Annotated in this window: 16 protein-coding genes; 9 read left to right on the top strand and 7 right to left on the bottom strand. The window is 62.5% G+C overall.

Annotation, left to right across the window (positions count from 1 at the left end; genetic code table 11):
- Positions 1 to 114: 114 nt before the first annotated feature.
- Both J3P97_RS25800 and J3P97_RS25795 read right to left on the bottom strand, forming a co-directional pair.
- Positions 115 to 660 (bottom strand): twin-arginine translocation pathway signal protein, encoded by a 546-nt coding sequence (locus tag J3P97_RS25800; protein ID WP_434673043.1) that lies wholly within the window; start codon positions 658 to 660, stop codon positions 115 to 117.
- A 26-nt stretch (positions 661 to 686) separates the two neighbouring features.
- Positions 687 to 2,117 carry a coniferyl aldehyde dehydrogenase gene (locus tag J3P97_RS25795; protein WP_434673042.1) on the bottom strand — a complete coding sequence of 477 codons (1,431 nt, stop codon included), beginning with the start codon at positions 2,115 to 2,117 and terminating at the stop codon, positions 687 to 689.
- A gap of 149 nt (positions 2,118 to 2,266) precedes the next feature.
- On the opposite strand from J3P97_RS25795, the gene J3P97_RS25790 reads away from it, so the two are divergent.
- On the top strand, positions 2,267 to 2,938 hold the full coding sequence (locus J3P97_RS25790) for a TetR/AcrR family transcriptional regulator (RefSeq protein WP_305498144.1): 672 nt from the start codon (positions 2,267 to 2,269) through the stop codon (positions 2,936 to 2,938).
- 34 nt (positions 2,939 to 2,972) lie between these two features.
- Entirely contained in the window at positions 2,973 to 3,827 is an 855-nt protein-coding gene (locus J3P97_RS25785; protein ID WP_434673041.1) for a sulfurtransferase, read from the top strand.
- 139 nt (positions 3,828 to 3,966) lie between these two features.
- Here the strand turns inward: J3P97_RS25785 and J3P97_RS25780 are convergent, their stop codons facing one another.
- Genes J3P97_RS25780 through J3P97_RS25765 form a run of 4 tightly spaced genes read right to left on the bottom strand, consistent with a single transcriptional unit; the run spans position 3,967 to position 8,442 of the window.
- Positions 3,967 to 4,971 carry a hydrolase gene (locus J3P97_RS25780; protein WP_434673040.1) on the bottom strand — a complete coding sequence of 335 codons (1,005 nt, stop codon included), beginning with the start codon at positions 4,969 to 4,971 and terminating at the stop codon, positions 3,967 to 3,969.
- 21 nt (positions 4,972 to 4,992) lie between these two features.
- The gene (gene rsmD, locus J3P97_RS25775) at positions 4,993 to 5,604 is read right to left on the bottom strand and encodes a 16S rRNA (guanine(966)-N(2))-methyltransferase RsmD (protein WP_434602129.1); all 612 of its coding nucleotides are present in this window, start codon (positions 5,602 to 5,604) and stop codon (positions 4,993 to 4,995) included.
- Positions 5,604 to 7,094 (bottom strand): M16 family metallopeptidase, encoded by a 1,491-nt coding sequence (locus tag J3P97_RS25770; RefSeq protein WP_434673039.1) that lies wholly within the window; start codon positions 7,092 to 7,094, stop codon positions 5,604 to 5,606. The genes rsmD and J3P97_RS25770 overlap by 1 nt, the downstream gene beginning before the upstream one ends.
- Complete coding sequence (locus J3P97_RS25765) at positions 7,087 to 8,442, bottom strand: M16 family metallopeptidase (protein WP_434673038.1); 1,356 nt, start codon at positions 8,440 to 8,442, stop codon at positions 7,087 to 7,089. Before J3P97_RS25765 ends, J3P97_RS25770 begins: the two co-directional genes overlap by 8 nt.
- A 343-nt stretch (positions 8,443 to 8,785) precedes the next feature.
- Between J3P97_RS25765 and ftsY the strand changes: the two genes are divergently transcribed.
- From ftsY to rpoH, 4 genes are all read left to right on the top strand, one after another.
- A complete protein-coding gene (gene ftsY / locus J3P97_RS25760; RefSeq protein ID WP_434673037.1) occupies positions 8,786 to 10,219 on the top strand; it encodes a signal recognition particle-docking protein FtsY in 1,434 nt (477 codons plus the stop codon).
- A complete protein-coding gene (gene ftsE / locus J3P97_RS25755; RefSeq protein WP_024778908.1) occupies positions 10,216 to 10,887 on the top strand; it encodes a cell division ATP-binding protein FtsE in 672 nt (223 codons plus the stop codon). The genes ftsY and ftsE overlap by 4 nt, the downstream gene beginning before the upstream one ends.
- Positions 10,884 to 11,906, top strand: coding sequence for a permease-like cell division protein FtsX (ftsX, locus tag J3P97_RS25750; protein ID WP_434673036.1), 1,023 nt, complete (start codon positions 10,884 to 10,886; stop codon positions 11,904 to 11,906). Before ftsE ends, ftsX begins: the two co-directional genes overlap by 4 nt.
- Positions 11,907 to 12,018: 112 nt before the next feature.
- Entirely contained in the window at positions 12,019 to 12,873 is an 855-nt protein-coding gene (gene rpoH / locus J3P97_RS25745; RefSeq protein WP_305498153.1) for an RNA polymerase sigma factor RpoH, read from the top strand.
- A gap of 195 nt (positions 12,874 to 13,068) precedes the next feature.
- Here rpoH and mtgA read toward each other — a convergent pair whose 3' ends face one another.
- Entirely contained in the window at positions 13,069 to 13,791 is a 723-nt protein-coding gene (gene mtgA / locus J3P97_RS25740; RefSeq protein ID WP_434673035.1) for a monofunctional biosynthetic peptidoglycan transglycosylase, read from the bottom strand.
- Positions 13,792 to 13,864: 73 nt separating this feature from the next.
- Here mtgA and J3P97_RS25735 point away from each other — a divergent pair, with 73 nt between their 5' ends.
- The 3 genes from J3P97_RS25735 (at position 13,865) to J3P97_RS25725 (ending at position 15,385) form a co-directional block, all read left to right on the top strand.
- Complete coding sequence (locus tag J3P97_RS25735) at positions 13,865 to 14,245, top strand: DUF423 domain-containing protein (RefSeq protein ID WP_434602124.1); 381 nt, start codon at positions 13,865 to 13,867, stop codon at positions 14,243 to 14,245.
- A 91-nt stretch (positions 14,246 to 14,336) separates the two neighbouring features.
- Positions 14,337 to 14,537 (top strand): sulfur carrier protein ThiS, encoded by a 201-nt coding sequence (gene thiS, locus J3P97_RS25730; RefSeq protein ID WP_434673034.1) that lies wholly within the window; start codon positions 14,337 to 14,339, stop codon positions 14,535 to 14,537.
- Positions 14,538 to 14,590: 53 nt separating this feature from the next.
- Entirely contained in the window at positions 14,591 to 15,385 is a 795-nt protein-coding gene (locus tag J3P97_RS25725) for a thiazole synthase (RefSeq protein ID WP_305498159.1), read from the top strand.
- The last annotated feature ends 7 nt before the right edge of the window (positions 15,386 to 15,392 follow it).

Here is a 15,392-nt window from a genome sequence, read left to right as displayed (position 1 = left end):
AGCCCCTGTGGGAGCGAGCCTGCTCGCGATGGCGTCGTATCAGCAGCACACTTGATGACCGAACTACCGCCTTCGCGAGCAGGCTCGCTCCCACAAGGGGGCTGGCTCTGGCTTTCAAACGGTTGGCGGGCCCGGATACCCGCAGTGCGCCCAGGCCTCGGGCCGGCTGTACCAGGCCATCATCACCATTTGCAGCAAAGAGCTGTGGCCTTGGCGCAACAAGCTAAGCGAGCTGTTTTCCCAGCGTGTCAGGAATTGTTTGATGTCATCGGCGCTGGCGTTTTCCCACCCGCCCCAGATTCCGGTCAGCGGCCCGCGGGTCACACCCAACGTGAGCACGTCGAACAGTTGATGCGTGAGCTTGAGCATCGCCGCAGACAAGTGCGCCAGGCCGCGATCCAGGCTTTGCAGCGTGGCATCGGTGGCGGCCTGGATCGTTCCTGCCGTCACTGCGCCGTCGAGCATCACCGGAATGACGGCGTGTAGAAATGCCAGGTCGCTGTCGCGCAGGGCCTTCAGGCCGTCCGCCGGTTGGCTGGACGAACAGCCGCTGAGGCTGGCGCCCAGGCCGACGGTGGCGAGGAAAACGCTGGCGCCAAGGCTCAGTTGCAGCAAACCACGCCGTGACAGGGCGGGCGTATCGGTCAGGTTTGGGCTCATTATTGTTATTACCCGGGAGACGCTTGTTAGCGGATGAACAGCTTCTGGATCAGCTTCTGCAACGGCTTGCCATAGGGCGGATAAATCAGTCTGGCGGCGTTGAAGCGCTGCTTGATCAGGACGCCCTTGGCCTTGCTGAAGGTCAGGAATCCCTCGTGACCGTGATAGTGGCCCATCCCCGAGGCGCCAATGCCGCCGAACGGCATGTCGTCCTGGGCCACATGCAGCAGCGTGTCGTTCAGGCAGACGCCGCCGGAATGGGTTTCATTGAGTACTCGCTGCTGTTCGGCCTTGTTGTAGCCGAAGTAGTAGAGCGCCAGCGGACGAGGCCGCCGATTGATGTAGGCAAAAGCCTGGTCCAGGCCTTCGTACGGCACGATGGGCAGCAGCGGGCCGAAGATCTCATCCTGCATCACCGTCATGTCATCCGTGACATTGAGCAACAGGCTGTGGGCCATGCGGCGACCCTGGCCCTGGTCGAACAGCTCGATCAGCAGCGCGCCTTTGCTGGTGGCGTCGCCGATGTAGCCGTTGAGCCGCGCCAGTTGGCGATCGTTGATGATGGCGGTGTAGTCCGGGTTGTCCGCCAGCGTCGGATAAAACCCGCGGACCGCTTCGCGATACGCCTCGACGAACGCTCCGACGCGGCTCTGCGGTACCAGCACGTAATCCGGCGCGACGCAGGTCTGCCCGGCATTCAGGGTCTTGCCGAAGGCTATGCGTTCGGCGGCGTCCTTGAGCGGTACGTCGTCGGACACGATGGCGGGTGATTTGCCACCCAGTTCGAGGGTGACGGGGGTCAGGTTTTCCGCGGCGGCACGCATCACATGCTTGCCGATGCTGGTGGCGCCAGTGAACAACAGGTGATCGAACGGCAACCTGGAGAACGCAATGCCGACGTCAGCCTCGCCCAGCACCACCGACACCAGGTCCTGGGGAAAGATACGGGCTAACAATCGCTTGAGCAGCAATCCGGTGGCCGGGGTCGCCTCGCTGAGCTTCAGCATGACCCGGTTACCCGCCGACAAGGCCCCGACCAATGGGCCTACGGCCAGGAAGAGCGGGTAATTCCACGGGACGATGACCCCGACCACGCCCAATGGCTGGTAGATCACCTTGGCCGATGCCGGTTGGAAGGCCATGCCGACCTTGCGCCGGGAAGGTTTCATCCAGCCCTTGAGGTTGCGGCTCGCGTAATGGATACCGTGCAGGCTCGGCATCAGCTCAGCCAGCAAGGTTTCGTCGGCGCTGCGGTGACTGAAGTCCTGGCTGATCGCGTCGATCAGGGCTTGCCGTTCATTGCTCAACAGTTCGCGCAATGCCTTGAGCCACTGCCGGCGCTGCTCGGCCGTTGGCATGGGATGCGCGGCGAAAGCAAGGCGCTGGGCCTCGAAGATCGTCCGAATTTCATCCAGCTGCTGTTGAGACTGGTGCAGGTAAGCAACGTCGGCTGGCATGTCGGCACCGGATTATTATAGGAATGGTTGATTTCTAGAGCTTGTGCTCTAAAAAGTCAAATGCCGCCTCCGCGATGGCGTGGGTTTTCTCCCGTGACCGATAGGTCGTAAGATGCCCATCACATGATTTTTCGAATTAAGCCCAAGCCATGGCCCCACGAATAAAAACCAGCGAGCGCATCGTGCAGAACAGCCTGGAGTTGTTCAACCGGCAGGGTGAGCGCAGTGTCAGCACCAATCACATTGCCGCCCACATGGACATGTCCCCGGGCAATCTTTATTACCACTTCCCCAACAAGCAGGCGATCATCGCCGTGCTGTTCAGCGAATACGAAAACCTGGTGGACAGCTTCCTGCGGCCACCCCAGGGGCGGGCGGCCACGGTGGACGACAAACGCTTCTACCTGCAGGAGCTGCTCTCGGCGATGTGGCGCTATCGGTTCCTGCACCGGGACCTGGAGCACCTGCTCGACAGCGACCCGGAACTGGCGGCTCGCTACCGACGCTTTTCCCAACGCTGCCTGATCCATGGCACGGCTATCTACGAAGGCTTCGTCGACGCCGGCATCCTGGCAATGGACCGCGTCCAGATCGAGTCCCTGACCCTCAATGCCTGGATTGTCCTCACGTCCTGGGTCCGGTTCCTCTGCACCACGCGCGAAAACTCCAACCACCTGAGCGAACAGGCGATCAAGCGCGGCGTGTATCAGGTGCTGGTGCTCGAGGCGGGGTTTGTGACCGAGCAGGCCCGCGAAGCGGTAGATGCCCTGTTCAAAGAATTTTATGTCCCGCTGGCCCAGACCCTGGAGGAAGGGCAGTAGATCGGACCCCTTGATTCAGCCACAGGAGCTCACCATGCCCATCGCGCAACTCATCAGCCCTCAGGCCCTGGAACAGCGGAGATCACAGCCCGGGCTGGTGATCCTCGATTGTCGTTTTGCCCTGGAGGACCCGGACTATGGCCAGCGCAGTTACGCCGAGGGCCATATCGCCGGTGCGTCGTTCGCCGACCTTGAACGGGATCTGAGCGGACCGGTCTTCAAGGGCGTCACCGGACGTCATCCGCTGCCGGAGCCCGAGGCGCTGGTTGAGCGTCTCCGGGGCTGGGGGATCAACAATGACAGCGAGGTCGTGCTGTATGACGACGGCCCCGGCGCCTATGCCGCCCGGGCCTGGTGGCTGCTGGCCTGGTTGGGCAAGCGCGATGGCGTACATATTCTCGACGGCGGGCTCAAGGCCTGGCATGCGGCCGGCCTGCCCCTGAGCCTGGATCCGCCGCAGGCTGCTCGCGGGACTTTCAGCGGCGCGCCGGACGCGAGCTTGCTGCTCAGTGCGCAGGCGTTGCAACAGCGCCTCGGTGATGCGGACATGACCCTGCTGGATGCCAGGGCGCTGCCGCGTTTCAAGGGCGAAGTCGAGCCGATCGACCCGGTGGCGGGGCATATCCCGGGCGCGTCATGCGCAGCATTCACCGACAACCTGGGGACCGATGGACGATTCTTGCCGGCCGATCAACTCAAGCTGCGTTTCGCTGGAAAACTGGGCGAGCGTCCGCCCACCGAGCTGGTGGCTTACTGTGGCTCCGGCGTGACGGCGTGCCATAACCTGTTTGCCTTGTGCCTGGCGGGGTATCCCCTGGGAAGGTTGTATGCCGGCTCGTGGAGCGAGTGGATCAATGATCCCCAGCGGGGCGTGGCGAAGGGCGAATAACGATAACACTTACACCCCAGATCAATGTGGGAGCGAGCCTGCTCGCGATGGCGGTGGGTCAGTCAAACCTTATGTTGCTGATCCAGCGCTATCGCGAGCAGGCTCGCTCCCACAGGGGATCTCCTTTGCCTGCGAATTGTCACGAGTGGCCCAGGCTGGCCAGCCAACCGGGAATCCGCCGTTCCAGGTAATACCCCGGGCGGCGCAGGGTTCCGTCGACAAATCCCACATGCCCGCCCCGCAGGTGCAGTTCCAGGTGGGTCGAGGCCGATAACTCGCCGGGTTCGGGCAGGCTGTGGGGGAATACAAAAGGGTCGTCGGCGGCCTGGATGACCAGCGTCGGTGTACTGATTCCCGCCATGAAATAGCGGCTGGACGCGCGCCGGTAGTAATCCGCTGCGTCGGAAAAGCCGTGCAGCGGCGCTGTCACCCGGCCGTCGAAATCCCAGAAGGTGCGCATGTTGTCCAGCGAGCCCAGGGCTGCCAGGGCCGCGAGCCCTTCGTCGCGTCCGTCATGCTGGAACTGGCGTTGCTTGTTGCGCACGTAGGCGACCATTTCCCGCATGAAGTGCGCCTGATAGAACCTGGAAAAGCCCTGTCCGATGCGGTCGGCGCACTGGTCCAGGCGAAACGGTACCGAGACCGCCACTGCGCCTTGCAACTGGCTGTCGCTGCCGGCTTCCCCCAAATGCTTGAGCAGCACATTTCCGCCCAGCGAATAGCCCACCGCAAATAGCGGCGCCAAGGGGCGTCGGGCCCGCAGATGGGCGATAGCCGCGGCGAGATCTTCGCTGGCGCCGGAATGATAACTGCGGGCCAGCAGGTTCGGCTCGCCAGAGCAACCACGCCAGTTCAGGGCGACGCTGGCCCAGCCTTGAGCATTGAGCGCGCGTTGCAGGCCGGCAACGTAGGGTGAGTTGGAGGAACCGGTCAGCCCATGAAGCACCAGCACCAGCGGTGCTTCGGCGCTATGCGGGCCATGCCAGTCGAGGTCGAGGAAATCACCATCGTCCAGCCAGAGGCGCTCACGTTCGCGATCGATGTGAACGGTTTTACGCCACAATGGGCCCCACAAGGTCTGCAGGTGTGGATTGCCAAGGCCCGGGGCGGGTATGAAGCGTTCAGGTGCGCAGGACACGATCATTCTCGGTGCACGGTCAGCGGTTCAGCCAACGGCCTCTGCCGTACGTTGCCACAATGCGTAATACACCCGCCCGGATTTCTGCTCGCGATGCAGGCGCCAATTCGCCGGCAAGCCCAGGGTCGAAGGGGCGGTCTCGCTTTCAGTGTAGACCCAGGCATCGTCGGCCAGCCATTGCCGTTCCTCGAGCAACGCGCAGACGGCCGGCAACAGGTTCTGGTTGAACGGCGGGTCGAGGAACACCAGGTCGAAAGGTGTCGCGGGCTGGCCGTCGAGGTAGCGCAGCGCATCCGCCGTCTGCACCTGGCCGACGGTGCAACGCAACGTGCCCAGGTGCTCTTTCAGGCTCGAGACCGCCAGGCTGCTGGCGTCCAGCGCCTGACCCATGGCGGCGCCACGGGACAAGGCCTCGAGAAACAGCGCGCCACTGCCGGCGAACGGGTCGAGCACCCGGGCACCCGCCACATACGGCGCGAGCCAGTTGAACAGGGTTTCGCGCACCCGGTCCGGCGTCGGCCGCAGGCCCGGGGCATCGGGAAAGCTCAAGCGCCGGCTGCGCCACTCGCCGCCGATGATGCGCAACTGGTTAACCCCGTTGTGCGCGGGTTTCTTGCTGGAATTGGATGGACGGGCCATTAATGCTCCGGAACCCCGAGCGGCTGCTCGGCAGGTTTGTCAGTGGGGGCCGGCAACGGCTTTTGCGGCACGGTCGGGCCAGCGGTGACGATGACCATCTTGTCCGTGCTCAGGTGTTTGTTCAGCGCGGTCCTGACCTGCTCGACCGTCAGCGCCTGGGACTGGCGCATGAAATCCTCCAGGTAGCTCAGCGGCAAGTCATAAAAGCCCATGGCGCCGAGCTGACCGACGATGTCGGCGTTACTCGCGGTCGACAGCGGGAAGCTGCCGGCCAGCTCGCGCTTGGCGTCGTCGAGCTCCTTCTGGGTCGGGCCGTTCTTGAGATAATCGGCGAACACATCCTGTACCAGCTTCAACGTGCCTTCGCTCATCTCGGCACGGGTCTGCAGACTGATCATGAACGGGCCGCGAGCCTGCATCGCCGTGAAGCCGGAATAGACGCCATAGGTCAGGCCGCGCTTTTCCCGTACCTCGGTCATCAGCCGCGTGCCGAAGCCACCGCCGCCGAGGATCTGGTTGCCCATGGACACGGCGGCATAGTCCGGATCGTCGCGGCCGACGCCCAGTTGCGCGAGCATCAGATTGGTCTGCTTGGACGGGAACTCGATATGGTGGACGCTCGCTTTCGGCTCCGTCGGTGGCGGCGTTTTCGCCAGGGCCGGGCCCTTGGGCAGTGCGGCGGATATCTGGTTGGCAATGGCTTCGGCCTCGGCACGGGACAGGTCCCCCACCAGGGCGATCACCGCGTTGCCGGCGGCATAGGCCTTGACATGAAAGGCCCGGGCCTGGGCCAGGGTAATCGGCGGGATGCTCTGTGCGGTGCCGTCGCTGGAGTGCGCATACGGATGGTCGCCGTACAGGCGCTTCATCAGTTCCAGGCCTGCCAGTTTGCCGGGGTTCTGCTTCTGGTACTCGAAACCGGCGAGCATCTGGTTCTTGATGCGCGCGAAGGAGTCGGCGGGGAAGGTCGGCTGGCCGACAACTTCGGCAAACAGCTTCAGCGCCGGCTCGCGCTTGTCGGCTGTGCTGAGACTGCGCAGCGAAGCCACGGCCATGTCCCGGAAGGCGCCGTTGCCAAAATCGGCGCCGAGGCTTTCAAAGCCTTCGGCAATGGCACTGACGTCCTTGCCGGCCACGCCTTCATTGAGCATGGCGTTGGTCAACTGCGCCAGGCCCGGTGCGTCGCCGTCCTGGCTGCTGCCGGCGGCGAAGGTCAGGCGCAGGTCGAACATCGGTAATTCGCGAGCTTCGACGAACAGCACCTTGGCGCCGTCGGCGGTTTTCCAGGTCTGCACGTCGAGCTGGCGATGGCTGGGCGCCTTGCCGTCCAGTTCAGCCAGCGATTGCAGCTTGTTGCCGGACTGGGCCTTGTCCAGTGCCTGGCTGGCGTTGGAGCTGGTCGATGGCGACAGGTAAAAGGCCAGCGCGCCGACCACGGCGATCAATACCAGGCCGATCAGCACCAGGCGCGGTGATTTGCGCTCACTCATGAGCTTTCTCCTCGGGCAGGATGTGCGCGACGCTCAGGCGCGAGCGGGTGAAATACAACTGGGCTGCCTTCTGGATATCCTGCGGGGTCACGCTTTGCAGTTCGGCCAGCTCGGTGTCCATCAGCTTCCAGGACAGGCCGACCGTTTCCAGCTGGCCGATGGCCGTGGCCTGGCTGGTGATGGAGTCGCGCTCATACACCAGGCCGGCGATCACCTGGGCGCGGACGCGCTCCAGTTCCTCGGCGGTGGGGGCGGTGGTCTTCAGTTGTTCGAGCAAGCGCCACAGCCCGGCTTCAGCCTCGGCGAGGGTCTTGTTTTTCTGCGTGTTGGGTGTCGCCGACAGGGTGAACAGGGTATCGCCACGGGTGTAGGCGTCGTAGTTCGACGAGCCGCCGGACACCAATTCTTCGCCGCGCTCCAGCTGGGCCGGGATCCGGCCGCTGTAACCGCCGTCCAGCAGCGCGGAAATCAGCCGCAAGGCGTTGACCGGGACTTTATCGGTGGCCGTGGCGATGCTCGGCACGTTGAATGCCAGCATGACGCTCGGCAGTTGGGTCTGTACATGCAGGGTAATCTTGCGCTCACCGGGTTCGGCCAGCTCCAGCGGGATTTTCGCCGCCGGCACGGCGCGCCGGGCAATCGGGCCGAAATGGCGCTGGGCCAGGGTCTTGACCTCGTCTGGTGTCACGTCGCCAACCACTACCAGGGTCGCATTGTTAGGTGCATACCAGGATTCGTACCAGTGGCGCAGCTCCTCGACCTTCATCCGGTCCAGGTCGGCCATCCAGCCGATGGTCGGCGTGTGGTAGCCGCTGGCCGGGTACGCCATGGCCTTGAATCGCTCGTAGGCCTTGGACATGGGCTTGTCATCGGTGCGCATGCGGCGCTCTTCCTTGATGACCTCGATCTCGCGGCTGAACTCCTCCGGCGGCAAGCGCAGGCTAGCCATGCGGTCGGCTTCGAGCTCGAAAGCCACGCCCAGGCGATCCCGGGCCAGTACCTGGTAATAGGCGGTGAAGTCATCGCTGGTGAAAGCGTTCTCCTCGGCGCCAAGGTCGCGCAGGATCAACGACGCTTCGCCGGGACCGACTTTTTCGCTGCCCTTGAACATCATGTGTTCCAGGGCGTGAGACAGGCCGGTCTGGCCCGGCGTTTCATAGCTGGAGCCCACCTTGTACCAGACCTGGGACACGACCACCGGAGCCCGGTGATCCTCGCGCACGACGACCTTCAAACCGTTGTCGAGGGTAAATTCATGGGTGGGTTGCGGGTCGGCAGCAAGGGCGGAAAAGGGCAGACAAACTGTGCTGAGCAGCAGGCCAGCGGCGCGGCGGGCAAGAGCATTCATTCGTGTTTAAACCTGTTGGACTGCCCGCTTGGCCTTAGCCTCGGCGGGCGAGGAGGTGCTAGGATACTGATCCGTTTTACTGGCGGCCACGCCTATCGGGCCTTTTATCGGCTCGTGGCTGTTTGGATTTGCGGAAGAAGCCTCGGGTTTATCTGCTGTTCCCGATGTTTTCGCCGAAAATGTCCCACCAGTCCTTCGAAAAAAGCGACTTGAGTTGTCCGCGAGACAACTCTACAAAATGTTGCGCGTGAACAAGCTGGATGAAACGCAGTCTGTTCAGCATCGAATATTTATCACCGAGGCGCCTGCCTGGCGCGTCGCTACCGTGAGATAGCCGTCCTCCATGTTTGGTTCCAACGACGACAAGAAGACCCCAGCTGCGGCTGGCGAGAAAAAAGGCCTGTTCGGATGGCTGCGCAAGAAGCCGCAGGAAACCGTCGTCGAGCAGCCGCAACTGCCGCCAGAGCCGGCCGCCGAGACTGTGGCCGAGACCGCGGTAGAAGAGACTGCGCCGATCGTCCTGCCGATTGCCGAACCGGTGCTGCAGCCGGTCGAGCCTGAGGTTACCGTCGAGCCGGTTGCCGAGCAGCCACTGACCCCGCCCGCCGGGCAAACGCCCTGGCTGACCTTGCCCGTGGCCGAAGAACCGGTCGCGCTGGTCGAAGATGAGCAGGCTGCGCATGTCACCCCACCGATTCCGGCATCGACGCAACCGGTCGAGGCGCCCATTGCCGAGACACCGGTTGTCGTTGCGCCTGCCACTCCCGAGCCCGCCCCTGAGCCAGAGCCTGTAACGGTTGAGGTTCCGGCTTTGGTCGAGCCGCCGCGCAGCGCCGAAGAAAACAAAGTCGGCTTCTTCGCCCGCCTCAAGCAGGGCCTGTCCAAGACCAGCGCCAGCATTGGCGAAGGCATGGCCAGCCTGTTCCTCGGCAAGAAGGTCATCGATGACGAATTGCTGGAAGACATCGAGACCCGCCTGCTGACCGCCGATGTCGGCGTCGAGGCCACTTCCGTCATCATCCAGAGCCTGACCCAGAAGGTCGCCCGCAAGCAGCTCACCGATGCCGACGCGTTGTACAAATCCCTGCAAGGCGAACTGACCAGCCTGCTCAAGCCGGTAGAAAAACCGCTGGTGATTGCTTCGCAGAACAAGCCGTTCGTGATCCTGGTCGTCGGCGTCAACGGCGCCGGCAAGACCACCACCATCGGCAAACTGGCGAAGAAGCTTCAGCTCGAAGGCAAAAAAGTCATGCTCGCCGCTGGCGACACCTTCCGCGCCGCCGCGGTAGAACAGTTGCAGGTATGGGGTGAGCGCAACAAGATCCCGGTCATTGCCCAGCACACGGGTGCGGACTCCGCCTCGGTGATTTTCGACGCCGTGCAGGCCGCCAAGGCCCGTGGCATCGACGTGTTGATCGCCGACACGGCCGGTCGCCTGCACACCAAAGACAACCTGATGGAAGAATTGAAGAAGGTCCGCCGGGTCATCGGCAAGCTCGACGCCGAGGCGCCTCACGAGGTGCTGCTGGTGCTGGATGCTGGCACCGGCCAGAACGCCATCAACCAGGCCAAACAGTTCAACCAGACCGTCGAACTGACCGGGCTGGCCCTGACCAAGCTGGACGGCACCGCCAAGGGCGGGGTGATCTTCGCCCTGGCCAAGCAATTCGGCTTGCCGATTCGTTACATCGGCGTGGGCGAAGGCATCGACGACTTGCGCACCTTTGAAGCCGAGCCTTTTGTCCAGGCACTGTTTGCCGAGCGGGAGCATTCATGATTCGTTTCGAACAGGTCGGTAAACGCTATCCGAACGGTCACGTCGGCCTGCATGAGCTGAGCTTTCGGGTCCGTCGGGGTGAGTTTCTGTTTGTCACCGGCCATTCCGGCGCCGGTAAAAGTACCTTGCTGCGCCTGCTGCTGGCGATGGAACGGCCCACCACCGGCAAGCTGCTGCTGGCCGGCCAGGACCTGAGCACCATCAGCAATGCCCAGATTCCCTACCTGCGACGGCAGATCGGTGTGGTGTTCCAGAACCACCAATTGCTGTTCGATCGCACAGTGTTCAACAACGTGGCGCTGCCGTTGCAGATCCTCGGGCTGTCCAAGGCCGAGATCAACAAGCGCGTGGACTCGGCACTGGAGCGTGTAGCGCTGTCGGACAAGACCGACCTGTATCCGGGCGACCTGTCCACCGGCCAGCAACAGCGTGTCGGTATCGCCCGCGCGATCGTCCACCGCCCGGCCTTGCTGCTGGCGGATGAACCCACCGGTAACCTCGACCCGCGACTGGCGGCGGAAATCATGGGCGTATTCGAAGATATCAACCGTTTGGGCACCAGCGTGCTGATCGCCAGTCACGACCTGGCGCTGATCGCACGTATGCGTCATCGCATGCTCACCTTGCAGCGCGGTCGACTGATCGGCGACGGGGAGGCGGGTGTATGAGCGCAACCCGTAGCCCGAAAGTGGCCGAGCGCGTGGCTCCCAAGGCCTCCGACCCGCAGCCGCAGAAAAAGAAACGCGACGATGACGACGGCCCGGATTTCGCCACGCTGCTGCACGCCTGGGTCGAAAGCCATCGCGCCAGCCTGGTCGACAGCCTGCGGCGCCTGGGCAAGCAGCCCATCGGCAGCTTCTTCACCTGCATGGTGATGGCCGTGGCCCTGAGCCTGCCCATGGGCCTGTCATTACTGCTTAATAATGTCGAGCGCCTGGGCGGCTCCTGGCAGCGCGCGGCGCAGATCTCCCTCTATCTGCAATTGGACGCGACACCGGGCGAAGGGCAGGCGTTGCGTGAGCAGATCAAGGCCATGCCGGGCGTAGCCGACGCCGAATACGTCGGGCGCGAGCAGGCGCTCGAAGAGTTCCAGCAGCAGTCCGGCCTGGGCGAGGCCCTCAAGGAACTCCCGGAAAACCCGCTGCCGGGTGTGGTGCTGGTGACCCCGAACGAGGTCGACAAGCCCACCCTTGAAGCATTAAGACAAAGACTTTCGGAATTGCCCAAGGTACAACAGGCCCAACTTGATCTAGTCTGGGTCGAGCGCCTTGCGGCGATACTCAAGCTCGGCGACCGGTTTGTCTTTGGTCTGACGGTGCTTCTGGTTTCTGCATTACTTTTGGTGATAGGCAATACCATTCGTCTTCATATTGAAAACCGCCGCACAGAGATAGAAGTGATTAAACTCGTCGGCGGTACGGACAGTTATGTTCGCAGGCCCTTCCTCTACATGGGGGCGCTGTATGGCTTCGGTGCCGGGATCCTGTCCTGGGGGGTATTGGCGTTCGGCCTGGATTGGCTGAACGATGCGGTAGTGGGATTGGCCGGTTTGTACGGCAGTGATTTTTCACTGGCCGGTGTGCCAGTCGCCGACGGCGTGTCGCTCTTGCTTGGCGCGGTGCTGTTGGGTTATATCGGTGCATGGATTGCGGTAGCACGCCACCTGCGTGAGCTTGCTCCAAAATAGTATTTTTTGCGCGTATTGACCTTTCAGTTTTTGTGGGAACTTGTCCTACGGTTCCCGGTCAATTTTCGCAGTGCTGAACTGCACGAGTTATGTGAGTCGGAGGTTTTTTCGTATGACCACTTCTTTGCAACCTGCTTATGCTCTAGTCCCGGGTGCGAACCTTGAGGCCTATGTGCACACGGTGAACAGCATTCCATTGCTGACGCCCGAGCAGGAGCGTGAACTGGCCGAGAGTCTCTATTATGAGCAGGATCTTGAGGCGGCTCGGCAGATGGTGCTCGCCCACCTGCGTTTTGTCGTACATATCGCCCGCAGCTATTCCGGCTACGGGCTGGCCCAGGCCGACCTGATCCAGGAAGGCAACGTCGGCCTGATGAAGGCGGTCAAGCGGTTCAACCCTGAAATGGGCGTGCGGCTGGTGTCGTTCGCCGTGCACTGGATCAAGGCGGAAATCCACGAATTCATCCTGCGCAACTGGCGCATCGTGAAAGTCGCGACCACCAAGGCCCAGCGCAAGCTGTTTTTCAACCTGCGCAGCCAGAAGAAACGTCTGGCCTGGCTGAACAACGAAGAAGTCAATCGCGTGGCTGAAAGCCTGGGCGTAGAGCCCCGGGAAGTGCGCGAGATGGAAAGCCGTCTGACCGGCCATGACATGGCCTTCGACCCGGCCGCCGAGGCCGACGACGACAGCGCTTTCCAATCGCCGGCCAACTACCTGGAAGACCACCGGTACGACCCGGCGCGTCAACTGGAAGACGCCGATTGGAGCGACAACTCCAACACCAACCTGCACGAAGCGCTGGAAGTGCTGGACGCGCGCAGCCGTGACATTCTTTATCAGCGCTGGCTGGCTGAAGAGAAGGCCACGCTGCACGACCTGGCGCAGAAGTACAACGTGTCGGCCGAGCGAATTCGCCAGCTTGAGAAAAGTGCGATGAACAAGCTCAAGGTGTCGATCGCGGCTTGACCCCGCGTTACCGGCATGAAAAACGCCCCGATCAGTGATGATCGGGGCGTTTTTGTTTGTGTGATGCTGGCCTCGATGCGGCCTATTGTGGGAGCGAGCCTGCTCGAGAATGCGGTGTGTCAGCCTACATTTTTGTTCTGATACCCAGCATTCGCGAGCAGGCTCGCTCCCACAGTGGATCTTCAGCGTTCTTGACTACTGAGCCCACGGCGCGCGGCGCGCGCGGTCAAGTTCCAGCAGATAACCATCACCGCCCAATTGGCTCATCTGCTGCCGGATCCAGCTGGCGCGTCGCAGTATGTAGGGGCTCGGCCGGCTGGCGCTCCAGACCCGCGGGTTGGGCAGTACCGCCGCCAGCAGGCTGGCCTGTTGCCGGGACAAGGCCCCGGCGCTTACACGAAAATGATGCCGCGCGGCCGCTTCAGCCCCGAACACGCCGTCGTCCCACTCGACACTGTTGAGGTACACCTCGAGAATCCGTTGCTTGGGCCAGAACACTTCGATCAGCGCGGTGAACCACGCCTCCAGCCCTTTGCGCAGCCAGCTGCGGCCCGACCACAGGAACAGGTTCTTGGAGACTTGCTGGCTGAGGGTACTGGCGCCGCGAATCGAGCCGCCGCGCCCATTATGGGCAAACGCCGCCTGGATCGCGCCGATGTCAAAGCCCCAGTGCTCGGGAAACTTCTGATCCTCGCCGGCAATCACCGCGATCTTGAGGTTATTGGAGATCTGGTCCCAGGGCTGCCAGTCGCGCTGCAGGTCGATCGGCTCGCCGCCGAACCAGGATTCGACCTTGCGCTCGATCATCAGCGCGGTGAACGGTGGCGGTACCACGCGAAACAGCAGCACCAGCGCAACGCTGCCGACGGCGAACCAGAGCAGGGCTTTAACGAATCGTCGAAACAATGTACGCAGCATAGAGATGGCTTGGCCGAACCCGTCGAGCGGGCCATTATACAGACCCTGTCCCCCGAGTCTGACTGGAGTTCCCATGTTGCGTAGCTTTCTGATGCTGGCGGCTTTTTTCGGTTTCACCGGCGTAGCGCTGGGAGCATTCGCCGCCCATGGTCTGAAAAGCCGTCTGAGCGCTGATTACCTGGCGATTTTCCACACCGGCGTCACCTACCAACTGGTGCACACCCTGGCGCTGTTCGGCGTCGCATTGCTGGCCACGCACATTCCCGGGCGTATCGTCACCTGGGCCGGTATTTCCTTTGTCATCGGTATCCTGTTGTTCTCTGGCAGCCTGTATCTGTTGACCCTTACAGGTGTCACCAAACTGGGAATGATCACGCCCTTGGGCGGTATGGCCTTCCTGATAGGCTGGCTTTGCCTGGGCATTGCGGCTTGGCGTCTACAACTTGCCGCTTGAAGCTTGCGGCTCGTAGCTGACCAAGGGGCTTGGGTCGTCCAGACTGATCGGGCTAGAATGCCAGCCCCTAAAAATGATGGCGGCATCCGGCATGCGCATTCAGTTGAACGGCGAACCCCTTGAACTGCCCGACGGCGAAACCGTCGCGGCCCTGCTGACCCGTCTGGAACTCACCGGACGCCGCGTCGCGGTGGAGCTCAACCTGGATATCGTCCCGCGCAGCCAGCACGCCGACACCACGTTGAAGGATGGCGACAACGTCGAAGTGGTCCACGCCATCGGCGGCGGTTAGTCGCCGCGATTTCGCAGCATTCGCAAGAACCTCACCCCAACAGAGGATTTCCCATGAGCATCGTTCGTAGCGACAAGCCCTTCGTCCTGGCCGGTCGTACTTACCAGTCGCGTCTGCTGGTAGGCACCGGCAAGTACCGCGACATGGAAGAGACCCGCCAGGCCATTGAAGCTTCGGGTGCCGAGATTGTAACCGTCGCCGTGCGTCGGACCAACATTGGCCAGAATCCGGGCGAACCGAACCTGCTGGATATCCTGCCGCCGGATCGCTACACCATCCTGCCGAACACCGCCGGTTGCTTCGACGCCATCGAGGCTGTGCGCACCTGCCGCCTGGCCCGTGAGCTGCTCGACGGTCACAACCTGGTGAAGCTGGAAGTGCTAGCGGACCAGAAAACCCTGTTCCCCAACGTGATCGAAACCCTCAAGGCCGCAGAAACCCTGGTCAAGGAAGGTTTCGACGTGATGGTCTACACCAGCGATGACCCGATCATCGCTCGTCAGCTGGCGGAAATCGGCTGCATCGCGGTCATGCCGCTGGCCGGGCTGATCGGTACGGGCCTGGGGATCTGCAACCCGTACAACCTGCAGATCATCCTTGAAGAAGCGAAGATCCCGGTGCTGGTGGATGCCGGTGTCGGCACCGCCTCCGATGCCACCATCGCCATGGAACTGGGTTGTGAAGCGGTGCTGATGAACTCCGCCATCGCCCACGCCCAGCAGCCAGTCCTGATGGCCGAAGCCATGAAACACGCCATTGTTGCCGGTCGCCTGGCCTACCTGGCCGGGCGCATGCCGAAAAAACTCTATGCCAGCGCATCCTCGCCGCTGGATGGTCTGATCAAGTAAGAGCCAT

It is taken from the genome of Pseudomonas sp. R1-15 (assembly GCF_051132085.1).
Taxonomy (GTDB): domain Bacteria; phylum Pseudomonadota; class Gammaproteobacteria; order Pseudomonadales; family Pseudomonadaceae; genus Aquipseudomonas.
The sequence above is the reverse complement of the archived record's forward strand: the minus strand, read 5'-3'. Positions and strand labels throughout refer to the sequence as shown.